The organism is Hymenobacter monticola (assembly GCF_022811645.1).
In the GTDB taxonomy this organism is placed as follows: domain Bacteria; phylum Bacteroidota; class Bacteroidia; order Cytophagales; family Hymenobacteraceae; genus Hymenobacter; species Hymenobacter monticola.
In genome coordinates, this window is the sequence record NZ_CP094534.1 from 4,330,722 (window position 1) to 4,348,425 (window position 17,704).

The window sequence follows — 17,704 nt, forward strand, 5'->3', positions numbered from 1 at the left end:
CCTCAGCCATTCAGCTGAGGGCTTTTTTGTTCGAAGTGCGGCTTCTGCTAGGCTTATTCTACGGTGAGTCGTAGGGCTTGCGTGCCGGTTCGCACCACGTACACGCCGGTGGCTATGCCTACGGGCAACGCCAGTGCCGCTTTGCCATCGGCATCGGCCGTGACGTCTAGGACATGCCGGCCCACGGCATCGAGCACCACCACCACCGCACCGGGCTGGGCACCGGTGAGTGTGGCCGCGGCGCGGGTGGGGTTCGGGAACAGGGCCAAGCCGGCAGGCTGGGAAGCCCGGTCGACGGCCACGGTGCGGACGGGCGAATAGACGGCCGTACCGTCGGTGTCGACCTGCCGCAGGCGGTAATACACGAGGCTGGTACCGTAATGGGCAATGGCCGGGTCAACCAGCTGATAATGGTGCGCCGTCTGGCTGCTGCCCGCGCCCGCTACCGTGCCGATGCGGCGATAGCTGCGGCCGTCGGCGCTGGCTTCCACCTCAAACCGGTCGTTGTGCAGCTCCGAAGCCGTGGTCCAGCGCAGCAGCGCGTCGGCGCCCTGGGGCGAGGCCGTGAAGGCCACCAGCGTGACGGGCAGCGGCGCAGCCAAGCCGCCCAGCGTGAGTCGGTCGAGGGCCACGGTGGTGAACGAGAAGCTGCGCGAGCTGCCGCTCACGGTGGCGGCGCCGGAATTGCCCGTAGCAGCCCACGTTGCGGAGCCCAGCGGGGCGCGCCAGGCCTGCGTAATGGCGAAGCTGGCAATGCCGTTGTCATCGTCGGCCACCCATTGCAAGGTGACGGGCACGGCGGCGCTGGGCGGCGTGCCCGTTTCCACGGTCCAAATGCGGTCGATGCCTTGGGCGGTGGGCGTGCCCAGGCCCACGGCCCGGCTCAAGTTGTTGGTTTGGAGGCCGGCGGTGCGGGTGATGCTGACCTGGCCCAAGCCGGTGCGGTCGAGCGTAGCGCCATGACCAAAATCGAGCACGCCCGAGCCAGCGGCGCGCACTATGCGCAAGTTTCCCTGCACGTACTGGCCGGGACCTTCGCCGCTGAGTGTGGCCCCGTCGGGCAGGGTGAGCGTGGCGCCAGCGGAAGTGCGCAGCAGCCCGCTTTGCAGGATGAGCGCCGTGCTCAGGGTTAGGTCGGTGGGCAGGGCCAGGGTGCGCTGGCCGGCAGCGCCGGTATTGGCCAGTACAAGGGTGCCCACCGTGGCGGTACCGGGCGTGAGCATCTGGTTGGCGGTGCCGCTGAAGAGCAGCTTGCCAGGCGACGCCAGCGTGCCAGCGTTGGTCAGGTCGCCGGTGAGCTCCACGGTGCCCGTGTTGCTTAAGGTGCCGCCGGCGTTGTTTTGCACCGAGCCGGCCACGTAGAGCGTGGCCCCGGCGCTCACGGTAATGGTGGCGCCGTCGTTGGTGAGGGTTTGCGCAAAGCCGCCCAAGCATGGCAGTAGCAGCGCAAGGGTAAAGCGTGTTTTCATATCGAGGTTTTTCCGCATTTAGACAAAGCTTAGCGGGGCAAAAAGGTTGCCCTGCGAGGCGCCATTGGCTAGCGCTGGGCCTGCCCGCCCGTGGCCGCCTCCAGCCGCCGCAGCCGGGCCTCGAAGGTTTCCAGCGTGGCGGTGGCCTGGGCGGCCTGGGCTTTGGCGCTGCTGGCTTCGGCCTTGGCCGCAGCGGCTTGCTGCTTCAGGGCTTCAATCTGCTGCTGCTCCTTGAGGGCCTCGATGAGCACGGGGGTGAGTTGGGCGTAGTTCACGCTCTTGTAGCCGTCAGCATCGGTGCTCACCAGCTCGGGGTACAGCGGCTCCACTTCCTGGGCAATAACGCCCACCTGCCGGACAGGGCTAAAGTTCATGGCCGGAAACTCGGCCTGCCGCCAGTAGTAGCTCACCCCGCGCAGGGCCAGCACGTTGGCTAGGGCCCCGCTCAGCGGCGTCACGTCGCGCTTGTAGCGCTGGTCGGAAGCGCAGTTGAGCCCGCCCGAGGCGCAGATGTTGCCGGAGACGGTGAGCTTCTGGCCGGGGTTGGTGTTGCCGATGCCTACGTTGCCCGTGGCGTCCTGCACGAAGATGCGCCCGCTGGCCACGCCGCTCTCGCTCAGGTTCAGCCCCCCGCTGGCCAGGCTGAAGTTGTACCGGTCGGCGCCGGCCTGATTGCTGAAGCCCAACAGCGGGCTGTTGACGGCTGCGCCGGCCCGTACCGTGAGCGGGTGGCCGGGCGTAGTGCCGATGCCGAGCTGGCCGTTGCCGTCGAAGCGGGCCCACTCGGTTAAGGTGTTGTTGCCGCTGCTCACCGCATCCGATTTACCAAAGAAGATACCGCCCGAGCCGCCGCCCTGCTGATTAATCAGCCAGGTTTCGCCGAGGCCCCCGCTGCGGTTCCACTGCAGGTGGGCGCCCTGCTGGTTGATGCGGCCGTTGGCGCGGGCCACGATGCCGCCGTCCACGTCGAGGCGGGCGGTAGGCGCAGTGGTGCCGATGCCCACGTTGCCGCCCACCGTGCTGTTGCCGCTCACGTTGGCGTTGCCGCTCACGTCCAGCTTCTGGCCGGGGCTGCTGGTCCCGATGCCCACGTTGCCCTCGGCGCGATACAGGTTGCTGCCGCTCACGCTCCAGGTACCGGGCACGTTCACGAAGTTGGTCCCGTTGAGCACGGGCGCGGCGTACTGCAGGCCCGGCGTGAGTATGATGACCCCGTTGCCGACGCGGGCGTTGGCCGTGAGGGTCACGGCGCTGGTGCCGGTGGGTGTTACCCACGACGAGCCGCCGGCCGCCCCGACCCCGTACCCGCTCCCCGCTCCGCCCCCGTAGTAACCGCCGCCGCCGCCCGCGCCCCGGTAGGTCACGCCGTCGCCGCCCTGGCCCAGCGCCCCCCCGGGGTTGCCGCCCGCGGTCTGGCTGCCGCCCGAGGGCGTGGGAAAATAGAAGTCGGTGTTGCCCGAGGCGCCAGTAGTGGTGCCGCCGAAGCCGCCGAAGCCGGAATCCGCGCCGCCGCCGCCACCGGCCGCCACCAGCAGGCGGTCGGTGAGGGCGGTGCCGCCGCGCCGCACGTCGCTGCCGCCGCCGCCGCCGCCGTGGAGGTTGCCACTATCGGTGGAGCCGTTGCCGCCGCCGTTGTAGCCCCCACCGCCGCTGCCGCCGTACACGGCCGTGCTGCCGGCCCCGCCCACGTACAGGGTCAGCACCTCGCCGGGCGTCACGGCCAGGGTGGCCTGCACCTGCGCCCCTGCGCCGCCGCCGCGGCCGGTGCGGCCGGCCGCGCGCCCCCCCTCAGCCCCGGACACGTCGAGGCGCAGGCTGTACATGCCGGGCGGAACGCGGTAAGTTTGCGGGCCGCCGGTGTACTCAAAGGTGATGGTCGGGTTCTGGAATTGCTGCTCGGTGCTGCTCAGGGCCGCATCCCAGCTCGTGCCGTTCCAGGTATTGAGCTTGCCGGTGGAGGTGTTGTAGATGGTCAGGCCGGCTGCCGGGCTGCCGATGGCGTCGCGCTGGGCGGTGGTCAGGCGCGGGGGCAGCAGGCCCTTGGTGGTGCTGCTCACGTCGAGCGCGGCCGAGGCGGCGGGAGCTGCGGTGCCGATGCCTACCTGGCCGGCGCTGCTCACGGCCAGGCCTGTGGTGCCACCGTTGCCCACCAGCAGCTTGTCGGCCAGGTTCAGGTTCTGGGTGGCGGTGTGGTTGCCCAGGTTGTCGCCGGGCACGTTCACGAAGTTGCTGCCGTCGAGGGCGGGCGCGGCGTAGGCGGTTTCGGGCGCGAAGGTGAGGCTGCCGGCGCCCGCGTTGGCGCCGGCCGTCATGGTGGTGGCCGTGGTGCCGGTGGGCGCTACCCACGACGCCCCCCCCCCACCGCCGCCGCCCTCTCTGGTGTAGGGGTTGCCGCCGCCGCCGCCGCCGTAATAGCCGCCGCCGCCACCGCCCGCGTTGTACCAGGCATTCGACCCGCCCTCGCCCAGCCGGCCCGGGGCGTCGCCGGTGCCGGCGGAATAGCCGCCGCCGGCCTGGGTGCCGCCGCCGCCGCCCGTGTTGCTACCGCCGCCGGTCCCGTTCGGTGCCCCGCCCGCGCCGCCAATCATGTTGGCGTTGTTGCCGGCCCCGCCGCCGCCGGCGGCCACCAGCAGCTTGGTGCTGCCCCGGCGCACGTCGGTGGCCCCGCCGCCGCTGCCGCCGTGCCAGCCACCATCACCCTGCAGGTCGCCGCCGCCGTTCCAGCCGCCCGCCGGCCCGAAGCCGCTCGTTACGCCATTGCGTCCCGCGCCGCCCACGTACACGCCCAGCACCTCGCCGGGCAACACCGTGAGTGTGGTTTGGACCCGCGCCCCGCGTCCGCCCACCGCCGTGGCCTGCCCCCCCGTCTGGGTGACCGAGTTGCCGCCCTGCGCCCCGTTGGCCGTCACCACTACCCGCGTGATGCCGGCCGGCACCACGTAGGACTGCGGCCCCCCCGTGGCCGTGAACGTAGCGGTGCCCGGCTGCACGGCCTGCTCGTTCGTGCTCAGTGCCTCGGTCCAGCTCGTGCCGTTCCAGGTGTTGAGCTTGTTAGAAAGGGTGTTGTAGACGGTCAGGCCGATGGCCGGGGTGGCAATGGCGTTGCGCTGCACGATGGTCATGCGCGGGGGCAGCATGCCCTGGGTGGTGCTGCTCACCTCGAAAGCGGCCGAGGCGGCGGGCGCGAGGGTGCCCACTCCCAGCTGCCCGCCTACGGTGCTGCTGCCGCCCACGGTACTGCTGCCCGTCACGGTGCTGCTGCCGCCTACGGTACTATTGCCACCTACGGCGCTGCTGCCCGTCACGGTACTACTGCCGCCCACGGTGCTGCTGCCCGTCACGGTGCTGCTGCCGCCTACGGTACTGTTGCCGCCCACCGTGGTGTAGCCGCTGATGAGGGCGTTGCCGGTCACGTCGAGCTTCTGGGCCGGAAACTTGTTGCCGATGCCCACGTTGCCCTCGGCGCGATACAGGTTGCTGCCGTCCACACTCCAGGCGCCGGGCACGTTCTGGAAGTTGGCCCCGCTGAGCACGGGCGCCGGCAGCACCGTGGTGGTGCCGAGCGTGCTGATGGTGAGCGAGCCGTCTCCGTGGGAAGGGGCTAGGTCAAACATGTTGGTGCCCGGGACGGCGGTGGCAATGGGTATTACCCACGACGAGCCGCCGCCGCCCGCTACCGAGCCGGCGCCCCCGCCGTAGTAGCCGCCGCCGCCGCCGGCACCGGCGTAGCTAAGGCTGGCGCCCTGGTTATTGGTGCCGCTGCCACCCTGCTGGCCGTTCTGGCCGCCCTGACCGGGGCCGCTTTGGGTGGCGCCCGTCACCTGGAAGTAGCCATCCCCGCCGTTCGGGGTGCCACCGTTGCCGCCCGGGTAATACATGCTGGAGCTGCCGCCCCCGCCGCCCGCCACCACCAGGGCATAGCGGCCAGCCAAGTAGTCGCTGGTCCAGGCCTGGCGCGTGCGGCGCAGGTCGGTGGCCCCGCCACCGCCGGTATTCACGCCGTTGCGGGTGGCGGTGCCGCCGCCGTTGTAGGGCAGAGCCATGCCGCCCACTTCCACTTGCAGCCGCTCGCCGGGAGCCACTGGCAAGTCCACCGTTACCACGGCGCCCCGGCCGCCGACGCTGCCGGTGCCACCGCCGGCCCCGCCCGTGGCCTTCACCCGGATGCTCGTCACGCCGGGGGGCACGGTGTAGTACTGTGGTCTGCCCGTGTATTCGTAGGTAACGGAGGTGGCGGTGTTGATGGTGGTGGTGTTGTCGGCATCGTAGCTCACGCCCAGCAGCCACCGGGTGCCATCCCAGGTGTTGAGGGATTTTGAGTCGGTGTTGTAGATGAGCAGGCCAGCCGCCGTGGGGCCGGGACTCATGGCGTCGCGCTGGGCGTTGGTCAGGCGCGGGGGCAGCAGGCCCTTGCTGGTGCTGCTGATGTCGAGGGCCGCCGCCGCGTTGGGGGCGCTGGTGCCGATGCCTACGGAGCCGGTGGGCGTGGTCTGGGCCTGGGCGAGGCGGGGGGCGGCCAGCAGCGCGAGGGCGGCCAGCGGGGCGAGCAGGTAACGGTTCAGCATAAGCAGTTCAAGAGGAAAACAAGGGATGAAAGCCCGCCCCGCCGTGCGGCGGCGCCGTCCCCGAGGGCTGTCCTCAGGGGCCGGCGCGCCGCCCGCGCGGGGTAGCGCGGTGGCCGAAGGGTTCGGGGCGCCGGGGCGGTGGCCTACCTGCCCCGGCGCTGCAAACCTGCCCCCGCCCCTGTCCGCTTTCCTAAAAAGCAGCGTAGACAAAGTATGGACAACTTTTATAATCCGTCTGATAATTAGCCCGTTATTTTCTCTATCTAATGCCGAGCCGGAGAATTCGCCGGGCTACTCGTCGGCCGCCGGCCCGTCGGGCGGCGCGGCGGCTGGGGTGCGGCCGGCGGCCAGGTCGGCGGCCGCAATCTTCTTGAAGAGACGGGTTTTCGCCCGGCGCACGCTGGCGGGGTCGATGTTGAGCAGGGCCGCAATTTCCTTCGTGGCCAGGTGGATGTGGAAATAGCAGTACAGCCGCTGTTCGTTGCTGGTCAGGGCCGGGTACTTCGCCTGCAGCTCCTCAAAAAACCGTGGGTGCACCTGCTCGAAGTGCAGCTTGAACCGGACCCAGTCCTCATCGAGGTGCAGGCTGCTTTGCAGGATGGACTTGATGCCCGCCAGCTCGTTTTGCTGGCCCGGACGCTGCGCGTTCAGCTCCTGTATCTGCTGCTTGAGCTCGGCCAACAGGGCGTTTTTCTGCTGCACGTAGAGCGTGGTCGACGCCAGCTCGCGCTGGTTGGCTTCGAGCTGCTGGCGCAGGTCATGGTTGGCGGTTTGCTGCTGGTGGTGGTCGGCGCTAAGCTGCTGGGTGTGCGCGGCCTGGGCCTGCTGGCGCTGCTGCAACGCCAGTAGCGCCGTTTGGATGTGGCTGTTCTTGAGTACGATTTCGCGGTGGCGCAGCTCCTGCCGCTCGATGTCGAGGGCCAGGGCGGCGGCTTCGCGCTCGGAGGATAGCAAGGTTTGCTGCAACGCTTGGAAGCGAATGCTGATGGCCGCCGAAAATCCCAGCGCGTGCGAGAGAATGGCTAGGTCGGGCAGCAGCAGGTCGCCGCGGTTGGTAAAGCCGATTACCACGTTGTAGCCCGCCATGAGAAGAATGAACGTCAGGGGCAGCACGTTGGCCAACAGGTAGGGGCGGGCCAAGGGCAGCCGGTGGTGGAAGGCCGTCATCCCAATGACCAGCAGCAGCCCAAATAGTGCCAGCACCCACAGGTTTTCGTAGAGCAGGGTGAACTGATTGAGGTAGAAGCCGCTGAGGTTCACCACCGCCACTGCCCCCGCGAATACGAAGTAGCCCCGCAGCCCGTAGCGCAGGGCGGCATCAAGCCGGGGCAGGCGGGTGCGCGTAAGCAGGTAGGCACGGGTCAGCTGCCCAAAGCCCAGCAGCATGAGCGCCACGCTCAGGTGCATGGCCACGTTGTTGAGGGTGTAGGACAGGCTCACGCCGTCGGGCAGCACACGCTGGCTGAACACCGGCCCCGGAAACAGCACCCGAAAATACCCCCGAAACGCCGTGACGTACAGCGCCGCCCCCACCTGCGAGCACAGGTAATACAGCGTGCTGCGGTCGCGGAAGCGCAGGTAGGTGGGCAGGTTGGTGAGCAGCAACAGCAGCAGCGCCGCCAACGACACGGCCCAGGCCGTGCGGTAGAACGTGTCGGTTTGCCGGACTTCGGCTGCCGGCACCAGCCGCACCCGCAGGCGCACGGCGGGCGGCATGGCGGCGCCAGGGCCCAGACGCAGTAGCACGTAACAGGTGGTGGCTTGGCCCGGCAGGGGCAGCAGCAGGGCGCCTTTCACCCGCTGGCTGTCGGTGGGCACGGCTTGGCCCACACGCCGGGTGCGCCAGGCGCGGGCGTCTTCGTCAAAGTAGTAATAAGTGTTGTCCAGGTTGGGCAATACCGTGAGCTGGCCAGCCGTGGCATAGCGGCTGGGGTTGCGCACGGCGAGCCTCAGCCAGTAGCGCCGGGCCTGTGCCGAGCGCAGGGAGTCGGCCGGCGCGAAAACCAGCGCAGTGTCGGTCCGAATCTGGTCCCAGGTGTAGTTCCGGTCGGGGAGCACGCCCACGCGCCCTAGCTCCGCAACGGGGCGGCCCGGGCCCGGCTGCGCCGCCCCACGCAGCACGCTGGCCAGTAAGAGAAATAAGAGGGTAAAAGTCTTTGTCAATATAGAAGAAGCGTTGGTTAGACCACCCACCTACGGAAAAGCTGAGCCTTCCGCTTCACAACGCACTGCTAATGAAAAAGGCCCTTCCTCTCGGAAAAGCCTCTTTCATTAGCAGTGATTCGTAGGGCTAGTTCAGCGGCTTGGTTTTCAGCACCTCGGCCAGCTTGGCGGCCAGCGCTTCGCCGCGCAGGTTCTTGGCGATGATTTTGCCCTGCGGGTCGAGCAGGAACGACTGCGGGATGGACTTCACTCCGTAGGCCGCGCCGGCAACGCTGCCCCAGCCCGCCAGGTCCGACACGTGGTGCCAGGTGAGGCCGTCGGTGGCAATGGCTTTCTCCCACTTGCCCTTGTCCTGGTCCAGCGACACGGAGTAGATGGTAAAGCCTTTGTCCTTGAACTGGTTATAAGCTTTCACCACGTTGGGGTTTTCCTGGCGGCAGGGGCCGCACCAGCTGGCCCAGAAATCAATCAGCACGTACTTGCCGCGCAGGCTGCTCAGGGCCAGCTTGCTGCCGTCGGGCTGCGCAAGGTTGATTTCGGGAGCCTGGCTGCCCTGGGCCGTGAGGCGCATGGGCTCCAGCCGCGCCGTCAGCTCCTTGGTGAAGGGCGACTCCGGGTTGGCCTTGCGCTGCACGCCGGCCAGCGAGTCGGCGAAGGCAAACTCCTCGTCGGGGTTCAGGAAAGCACCCACTGCGAAGCCCGTGGCCACCGATGTGGCGTTGCGCCGCATGATGCCCTTCATCCGGGCCGAATTGGTGCTTTGAATGGCGTAGTACTGCTTTTCAATGGCCTTCATCTCGTCGGCCTTGCCGGCCTGGCCGGCGGCGTTGTAGCGCTGGCCCAGGCTTTCGAGCTCAGTCTTGGAGCCCTGCATCACCTGCGTGAGCTGGCGCAGCACTTCGGCGTCCTTGCTGCCCTTCACGGTGTAGGAGGTGGGCAGGCTTTTGGCGTCGCCGCTCAGCTGCACGTGCGTCTTGTTGTCGAGCATCAGCAACACCTGGTTGGGTTCGTCCAGTTTGAGCTGGTAGATGCCCGGTGTGGCCGAAGTGCCTTTCAGAGTGAAGTTGCCCGAAGCGTCGGTCTTGGCCTGGGTTTTCTCCACAAACTGGTTGGATGTCAGCTCCGACAGGTGCACCACGGTGCCGGCCGGCGCGTTCTTCAACTGGCCCGAAACCTCGTAGCCGTCGGCAGCAGAGGCCGGCTGGCAAGCATTAGCCAAACCCAGCGCGGTGGCGGCAATGAAAACAGATTTAATCATAGGATGCAGCATAAGCTTATGCGTAAAACTAGCCAACGCAAGGCAGTAAAATTATTGTTCCACAGGCTGGATTGGTGGGTTAGTGGATTGGCGCATAAAAATCCACTAACCCACCAATCCGCCACCTACCCTTCCAGCGCGGTGCGCAGCAGCTGGTTGGCCAGCTTGGGGTCGGCTTTGCCGCCGGTCAGCTTCATCAGCTCGCCCATGAACATGCCGGTGAGCGACTTCTTGCCGGCGCGGTACTCGGCCACTTTGGCGGGGTTGGCGGCCAGCACTTGCTGCACCAAACCTTCCAGCTCGCCGCTGTCGGCTTTTTGGAGCAGGCCGAGGCTTTCGGCGGCACCGGTGGCGTTGGCGGTGGGGTGCTCCAGCAGGTGCGGGAACAATTGCTTGCTGGCCACCGAGTAGTTCAGATTACCGGCGTCAATCAGCTCAATGATGCCGGCCAATTGGGCGGCGTCGAGCGGAAAATCGGCCATGGTGAGGGCGCGCTCGTTGAGGTAGCTCTTCACCGGGCCCATTACCCAGTTGGCGGCGGCTTTGGCGTTGGGCGTGAGGCGGGCCAGCTCATCGAAGAACAGGGCCACGTCTTTCTGGTCGATGAGCACCGAGGCGTCGTAGTCGCTCAGGCCCAGCTCGCCGGTGAAGCGCGCGTAGAGCTGCTGCGGCAGGGCCGGCAGCTCGGCGGCCACGCGGTGCAGCCACTCGTCCGAAATGATGAGCGGCGGCAGGTCGGGCTCGGGGAAGTAGCGGTAGTCGTTGAGGGTTTCCTTGCTGCGCTGGCCGTTGGTGGTGCCGCTGGCGGCGTCGAAGCCGCGCGTTTCGCTGTCCACTTCGCCGCCAGCCTCAATGATGGCCACCTGGCGCTCAATCTCGTAGGCAATGGCGCGCTGCACGTTGCGGAAGGAGTTCATGTTCTTCACTTCCACCTTCATGCCGAACTGCGTGGCACCCTTTTTCATCACCGAGATGTTGGCGTCGCAGCGCAGCGAGCCCTCCTCCATGTTGCCGTCGCAGATGCCGAGGTACTCCACCAGCTTCTTGATTTCGGTGAGGTAGGCGTAGGCTTCCTCGCCGGTGCGGATGTCGGGCTCGCTCACAATCTCGATGAGCGGCACGCCGGCGCGGTTCAGGTCCACCAGGGTTTCAGTTTCGCCGGCCAGGTGCATGCTCTTGCCCGCGTCTTCCTCCATGTGGATGCGGGTGATGCCGATTTGCTTGGTGCTGCCGTCGGCCAGGCGGATGTCGACGTGGCCTTCGGTGCAAATCGGGGTTTTATCCTGCGTAATCTGGTAGCCCTTGGGCAGGTCGGGGTAAAAGTAGTTTTTGCGGGCAAACAGGTTGTCGCGCCGAATCTGGCAGTTGGTAGCCAGGCCCATTTTCATGGCAAACTCCACGGCCGTGCGGTTCACCTTGGGCAAGGTGCCGGGGTGGCCGAGGGTGATAACCGACAAGTTGGTGTTGGGCGCAACGCCGTACTCGTTTTCATCGGCCGAGTACATCTTGCTGTGCGTGAGCAACTGAGCATGTACTTCGAGACCGATAACGGGCTGGTATTGGGCAAGGGTGGCTTCGTCCATAACTAAGAAACGCGGGGTGCTAAAAGCTATTCGGCCTTAAAGGTAACGGCCGGGGGGCAAGCCCGCCACGTTTGGCAGCCAGCGCTGCCGCACGCGCCGCGTGCCCTACCCCACCTGCCGCCGCCCAACTGCGGCGAAATTACCAGCGCCGGCCCCCGCGTGGATAGTAGCTGCCGGGGCCGGCGCCTTGCCGGTAGGGCGTTTCCATGGTGTAGTACACCGGCACGGTGTAGCGGCTGGGCACGGTTTGGCCGTCGCGCCGGGCCGGCACAAACTGCCGCTTGAGCGCCCCCACGGCCCGCAGCGCGGCTGCGTTGAGAAAGGAGGAGCTTGATTTCACCACTTTGGCGTTGGTGATGCGGCCGTCTTCGCCCACCAGCAGCTCAACTTCGACCTCGCGGTTGAAACCGGCGCGGGCCATCCGGTATATCTGGGAGCTTTCCCGGCGCATCTGGCCCAGCTCTTGCGCGTTCAGACGCACGCCTTTGGCCAACTCCTTGGTGAGCTGCGCTTCCCCGCCGGGGTAAAGGGGCAGCTGCTCATAGACAAAATACGGCACCGGTGCCCCGTTGGGTCCGTAGCAATTGCCGATGCCGCAGAGGCCTTTCTCGTAACGGTCGCGGCGCTTCAGGGTGCCGTCGGGGTAGTAGGTGAGCAGGTCGCCGTGGCGCTGGCCGTTGTAGTAGTCCTCTTTGGTGCGCATGCGGCCATCTTCGTACCAGGTGGTGAGGGTGCCGTGCAGGGTTTGGCGGTACACGTTGGCGTAGGGAATGTACTGCCGCAAGGCCCCCGAGGGGTAAAACACCCGCGTGACGCCCGTCAAACTGTCCCGAAACGTGGTTTCGGCGCAGTAAGCCGCGGGGTCAGCCTGGGTGGTAAGTTGGAAATCGGAGGTGTAGAAGGTGGCGGGCGGCTGGGCGACAGCCGGCGCCTGGGCGCGCCCCACCAACGGCAGCGCCAACATTGCGAAGACGGACAGTAAGGGTTTCACCAGCGCAAGCAAACGATAAAGTGAAGCAATGCAACAATCAAAAATAACCAACCGCACCCAGTTTATACGCACCTCCCGGGCTTTGGTGTCATCCCCCTCCGGCCATGGTGCGGGTACGCCCGGCGCGGGGCGTGCGCAGCGGCCGGCGCGTAGTTATCCTCGTTCGCACTCAGTGGAGGTCAGCTTTCCATACCAGGCCTGCTTGCTGGAAACCAGGCGGCCCCGGCTGCCGCGGCTTTCTCCAAGCGGGTCGGGCTTTTTTTGATTGAGGGTTTTATTTTGGAGAGGTGATTCTTTCTTTTCGCTCCTGCCCGCTTTACTGAATGCGGAACGTGACCGGCACGGTAAACGACACGGCCACCGGCTCGCCGTCCTGCCGGCCCGGCGCAAAGGGCTTGAGCTGGCGCACGGCGCTCACGGCCGCGTCTTGCAGCGACTCATAGGCCCGGGCGATGCCCTTGGGCACCTCCCCTGGTTTGATGTCATTGGGTTTGATGTCCTGCACCCGGCCGTCGGCGCCCACCACAAAGCTCACCTTCACAATGCCGTACACTCGCTGCTTGAGGGCGTCCACGGGGTAGCGGGTGTTCAGCATCACGGCGCGCACCACGGCGGCTTTGTCGCCGGCGCCTTCCGAGTACACCGGCATCTGCTCGTAGGGAAAATAGGCGACCGGCTGGCCGTCGGGCCCGAAGCATTCGCCCGCCAGCGGCTGGTCGGGCAGGTGGTGCTCGCGGCGCTTGAGGGTGCCATCCGGGTAGTAGGTCAGCAAGTCGCCCACCACCTTGCCGGCCTGAAATGTGGCCTGGTAGCGCAGCTGGCCGTTTTCGTAGTACTCGCTCACGGTGCCGTGGCGCAGGCTTTTGCGCACGCTGGCCAGCGGCATGAAGGACTTGAGCTTGCCCGAAGGCAGGAAGTACGTGCGCTTGGTGCCGCTCAGCGAGTCGCGGTAGGCGGTTTCCTGGCGCTCCACGGCCCCGGCTTCGGAAGGCAGCCTGTGCCGGTTGGCGTCGAGGTACACGATTTGCGTGGGCCGCGCGGCGGGCGCCGCCGTGGGCAGGTGCTGGGCGTGGCTGGCGGCGGCCAGGCTCAGCAGAACGGCCGTGCATGGAAGGCGGTAGAGTGTTTTCACAGCAAGCAGCTATTCGTTGGCAAAGGTGACAGGAAGAGTGTAGGCCACCGGCATGGGCACGCCGTCGCGCCGGCCGGGCTGGAAGCGCTTGAGCTTGCGCACCGACGCCAGCACGGCCTCGTCGGCCAGCGGGCACAGGCCCTGCTTGAGCTGAACATCGGCCACCTCCCCCGCGGCGTTCACATTGAAGCCAACCACGACTTGGCCTTCGCAGTGGTCTTTGCGGGTGAGCTTGGGGTAAACCATGCCGCGCACCACCGCCTTGATGACGGCCCGGGGTCCGCCGTCGCCCTCCGGGTACACGGGCATTTGCTCAAACGGGAAGAACGGCACAGGCAGGCCGTTTTCGGCAAAGCATTCGCCGCTGGTCTTGAAATCGTTCTTCTGGTTGTATACCTCCCGACGCTTCAGTTGCCCGCTGGGGTAGTAGGTGCGCATTTCGCCCGTTCGCCGGCCGTGCAGGTATTCGGCGTGGCTTTCAAGCTGGCCGCTGGGGTACCACTCCTCCCACACGCCGGAAAGCAAGCCCTTACGCAGGTGGCCGTACATCTGCGAGCTCGTCAGCTTACCGGTGGCCAGGGCATACGTTTTCACCGCGGCCTGCACGCTGTCGGCGTACTCGGTTTCGCGGCGGTAGCGGGCGCCCTGGGCCGTGGGCAGCACCGCGCGGGCCGAGTCCAGGTATTCGGTTTTTAGGTCGGGAATGGCCGGCTGCTGGGCCGAAGCCTCGGCAGCAGCAAGCGCGATAAGAGCTTTTAAGACAGCAAATTGCGAATAGGAACTCACGGGCAGTAGAATGGGCAGAAAGTGGAATAGGTCAATCAGCAAAGACGAGTCAGCACTTTATTTCAAGCCGAATTGCACGGGCAATGTAAAATAGAGTGCGACCGATTCCCCATCAATAATTGCTGAGGTTATTCGCTCGGCTGCATTGGGCGCAAATAAACGACCCGCCGAGAGGGCAATGGAACGCAACTCTCCGTTGAGGGCGCCGCTGGTAATGCCGGTGCCGTGGCTGCCGTTGGTATTTGGCGCCAGCATAAAATTGATGGGTACCTCACCACGCTGTGTCACCAAAGCTACCGACTCCGCACTGATTTGCTGTCGAGGCAACAAGATGAGCAGCTTTCGCAATTCTCCTTGTGTATCGTGCACGAATTGCGCCTTTGAGGCAGTGCTACGGTAAATGTTCGAGTTTTCGGCTCGGCCCACAGCCTGATAAGTAAATGAGTGGTTACTGGTTACTTTTTTTGGCAACGTGGCAGGTATTATCAGCGGGTTTGCGTTGCAGTCAACCAGCCGATTTCGAAAATCAAAACATTGACTTGTTATCCGCTTGCCGAGCCGATAGTTTGCCACTTGCCGCAAGGCCCCATTGCGATAAAACGTTTGCACCTCCCCGTCCAATGCGGCATAAGCCGAGAGCGGCCTGCGCAATGAAGGCACAAAAAAAGCCGTGGGGGCCGGCCCCAACGTATCCTCCAAAAACCCTGCGCGCAACCGCAGTGTCCCGTCGGGATAATGCATGGATAGCACAGCACGGCCGCTTGCATGCCGTACCGATAGCAGGACACGCTTTGCGTTCAGCTCCACCATACGGTCAGTGTAGCCACCCGTCGAATCCGTAATCGTACGAACCGCTACCCGACGAAAAAGAGGTTGATTGGATTTGAAAGCCTCGTATTGGCTATCGTAATCAAAAATTAACACCTGGACCGTATCGGGGTCGTAGTCCCATACTGCACGGGCCTGGGCCCTGGCCGATAATACACCAGCCAGGGCCCAGGCCCAAATCAGCATGCTCGCCCGCCACATGATGGCAACGACTTATCGATTTATCAGCGCTTCGGCCTTGGCAATGGCCGCGCCCAGGCCCGCCACGTTCTTGCCGCCGGCCGTGGCGAAGAACGGCTGCCCGCCGCCGCCGCCCTGGATTTCCTTGGCCAGCTCGCGCACGAGCGTGCTGGCGTTGAGTTTGCCGGCTTTGGCGATTTCGTCGTCCAGCATCACGGCCAACTGGGGCTTGCCGTCGATTTCGGCGCCGAGCACGGCCACCAGGTTCGGCACGGCCTGGCGTAGGTTGAAAGCCAGGGTTTTCAACGATTCGGCCGAGCTGGCCTGTACTTGCGCGGCGAGGAAGCGCACGCCGTTCAGGTCTTTCACCTGGCCCACGAGCTGGTCTTTTTGCTGGTTGATGCTTTGCTGGGCGAATTGCTCGATTTGCTTGCGCAAGCCGGCAATTTCCTCGTTCTGCTTCTCAATGCTCGTGATGAGGTGCTGGGGGTTGCCCAGCGTCTCGCGCACCTGGGCCAGCAGGTCGAGCTGCGCGTCCACGTAGGCTTCGGCCGCGCCGGCCGTCACGGCCTCGATGCGGCGCACGCCCGCGCCCACAGCGCTTTCGGCCGTGATTTTGAAGTAGCCGATGCTGCCGGTGTTCTGCACGTGCAGGCCGCCGCACAGCTCCACCGAGTAGTCCTTATCGAAGGTGATGACGCGCACGAAGTCGCCGTACTTCTCGCCAAACAGGGCCATGGCGCCCAGGTTTTTGGCCTCGGCAATGGGTACGTTGCGGCGTTCGTCGAGCGGGATTTGCTGGCGGATGCGCTCGTTCACGATGGTTTCAATTTCGCGCAGCTGCTCATCGGTCACCTTGGTAAAGTGCGAGAAGTCGAAGCGCAGCAGCTTCTCGTTCACCAGTGAGCCTTTTTGCTGCACGTGGCTGCCCAGCACGGTGCGCAGGGCGGCTTGCAGCAGATGGGTGGCCGTATGGTTGTTGCGAATCTGGGCGCGCCGGGCGGCGTCGGGCCGGGCCAGGAACTCGGCCTCCAAATCCTGCGGCAAATCCAGCGTGGTGTGGATGATGAGGTCGTTTTCCTTCTTCGTGTCAATCACGCGCACCTTGCTCAGGGGCGATTCTAGGTAGCCGGTGTCGCCAATCTGGCCGCCGCTTTCGGCGTAGAACGGGGTCTGGTCGAACACCAGCTGGTACTCGGTTTTGCCCTTCTTGTCGACTTTGCGGTAGCGCAGCAGGCGGGCCGTAGCCTCGTCCTGGTCGTAGCCCACAAACACGTTGGGGGCGTCATGCTCGGTCACGGTCACCCAGTCGCTCTGCTCGGTTTCCTGGGCGTTGCGGCTGCGGTTTTTCTGCTGCTCCAGCTCCTTTTTGAAGCCGTTTTCGTCCACGCTCAGGCCCTTTTCGCGGGCAATGAGGGCGGTAAGGTCGAGCGGGAAGCCGAAGGTGTCGGACAGCTCAAAGGCGGTTTTGCCGTCGATGACGCCGCCGTTGGCGCGGGCGCTTTCCTCCAATGCATCCAGCCGGCGCAGGCCAGTTTCCAGCGTTTTCAGGAAGGCAGTTTCCTCCTCCTCAATCACGCGCTGCACGAAAGCCGTCTGTGCCTTCAGTTCGGGGAAGATGCCGGCCATCTGGTCGGCCAGCACGGGCACCAGCTTATATAGGAAGGGCTGTTTCTGGTTCAAGCTCGAAAACGCGTAGCGGACGGCCCGGCGCAGGATGCGGCGGATGACGTAGCCGGCCTTCACGTTGCTCGGCAGCTGGCCGTCGGCAATGGTGAAGGCGATGGTGCGGATGTGGTCGGCAATCACGCGGATGGCGATGTCCGTCTTCTCGTTTTCGGTGGCCGGCTGGTCGTTCACCGTGGCGGGCGCGGTGCCGTGGTATTCCAGGCCCACTTCCTTGGCGATGAACCGGATGAGCGGCTGGAACACGTCGGTGTCGTAGTTCGACTTCACGCCCGACACGGCCATCATCAGGCGCTCGAAGCCCATGCCGGTGTCCACGCTCTGCTCGGGCAGCTTGATGAGCGACTTGTCGGCCAGGCGCTGGAACTCCATGAACACGTTATTCCAGATTTCCACTACCTGCGGGTGGTCGGCGTTCACCAGCTCGCGGCCGGGCTTGGCGGCGCGCTCCTCCTCGGAGCGCAGGTCGATGTGGATTTCGGTGCAGGGGCCGCAGGGGCCGGTATCGCCCATCTCCCAGAAGTTGTCCTTCTTGTTGCCGGGCAAAATCCGGTCGTCGGTGGTGTATTGGCGCCACAGGTCCTGGGTTTCGGCATCAGCAGCGGTGCCGTCCTTTTCGTCGCCCTCGAAGTAAGTTACGTACAGCCGGTCTTTTTCCAGCTTGAACACCTCCGTCAGCAGCTCCCAGGCCCAGGCAATGGCGTCCTTCTTGAAGTAGTCGCCGAAGCTCCAGTTGCCCAGCATCTCGAACATGGTGTGGTGGTAGGTGTCGTAGCCTACTTCTTCCAGGTCGTTGTGCTTGCCACTCACGCGCAGGCACTTCTGGGTGTCGGCAATGCGCTTGTAGGGCGCGGGCTTGTTGCCCAGGAAATAGTCTTTGAACGGGGCCATGCCGCTGTTGATGAACAGCAGCGTGGGGTCGTCCTTCACCACGATGGGGGCCGAAGGCACAATGTGGTGGCCTTTGCTGGCGAAGAAATCAAGAAACTGCTGGCGAACAGCGGAAGCGGTGGGGAGTGACATAGGAACAAAGCGAAACGGCCCGCGCAGTCGGGGCCACGAA

At 65.4% G+C, this 17,704-nt stretch carries 10 protein-coding genes; all 10 read right to left on the reverse strand.

All coding sequences use genetic code 11. The features are described 5' to 3' along the window. Positions 1-53: 53 nt before the first annotated feature. Positions 54-1,469 carry a phage tail protein gene (locus MTP16_RS18005; protein WP_243512540.1) on the reverse strand — a complete coding sequence of 472 codons (1,416 nt, stop codon included), beginning with the start codon at positions 1,467-1,469 and terminating at the stop codon, positions 54-56. 68 nt (positions 1,470-1,537) lie between these two features. Next, entirely contained in the window at positions 1,538-6,034 is a 4,497-nt protein-coding gene (locus MTP16_RS18010; protein WP_243512544.1) for a glycine-rich protein, read from the reverse strand. Positions 6,035-6,325: 291 nt separating this feature from the next. After that, positions 6,326-8,197, reverse strand: coding sequence for a 7TM diverse intracellular signaling domain-containing protein (locus tag MTP16_RS18015; RefSeq protein WP_243512546.1), 1,872 nt, complete (start codon positions 8,195-8,197; stop codon positions 6,326-6,328). Between the two features lie 127 nt (positions 8,198-8,324). Further along, positions 8,325-9,455, reverse strand: coding sequence for a TlpA disulfide reductase family protein (locus MTP16_RS18020; protein WP_243512548.1), 1,131 nt, complete (start codon positions 9,453-9,455; stop codon positions 8,325-8,327). A gap of 125 nt (positions 9,456-9,580) precedes the next feature. Further along, entirely contained in the window at positions 9,581-11,038 is a 1,458-nt protein-coding gene (gatB, locus tag MTP16_RS18025) for an Asp-tRNA(Asn)/Glu-tRNA(Gln) amidotransferase subunit GatB (RefSeq protein ID WP_243512551.1), read from the reverse strand. Between the two features lie 139 nt (positions 11,039-11,177). Next, positions 11,178-12,029, reverse strand: coding sequence for an energy transducer TonB (locus MTP16_RS18030; protein ID WP_243512553.1), 852 nt, complete (start codon positions 12,027-12,029; stop codon positions 11,178-11,180). Between the two features lie 316 nt (positions 12,030-12,345). Next, a complete protein-coding gene (locus MTP16_RS18035; protein WP_243512555.1) occupies positions 12,346-13,161 on the reverse strand; it encodes an energy transducer TonB in 816 nt (271 codons plus the stop codon). Positions 13,162-13,170: 9 nt separating this feature from the next. Next, complete coding sequence (locus MTP16_RS18040; RefSeq protein WP_243512558.1) at positions 13,171-13,947, reverse strand: energy transducer TonB; 777 nt, start codon at positions 13,945-13,947, stop codon at positions 13,171-13,173. Positions 13,948-14,004: 57 nt separating this feature from the next. After that, a complete protein-coding gene (locus MTP16_RS18045) occupies positions 14,005-14,961 on the reverse strand; it encodes a hypothetical protein (RefSeq protein ID WP_243512561.1) in 957 nt (318 codons plus the stop codon). A gap of 27 nt (positions 14,962-14,988) precedes the next feature. Further along, positions 14,989-17,664, reverse strand: a complete 2,676-nt coding sequence (alaS, locus tag MTP16_RS18050; RefSeq protein ID WP_243512563.1) for an alanine--tRNA ligase — start codon at positions 17,662-17,664, stop codon at positions 14,989-14,991. Between the last annotated feature and the right edge of the window lie 40 nt (positions 17,665-17,704).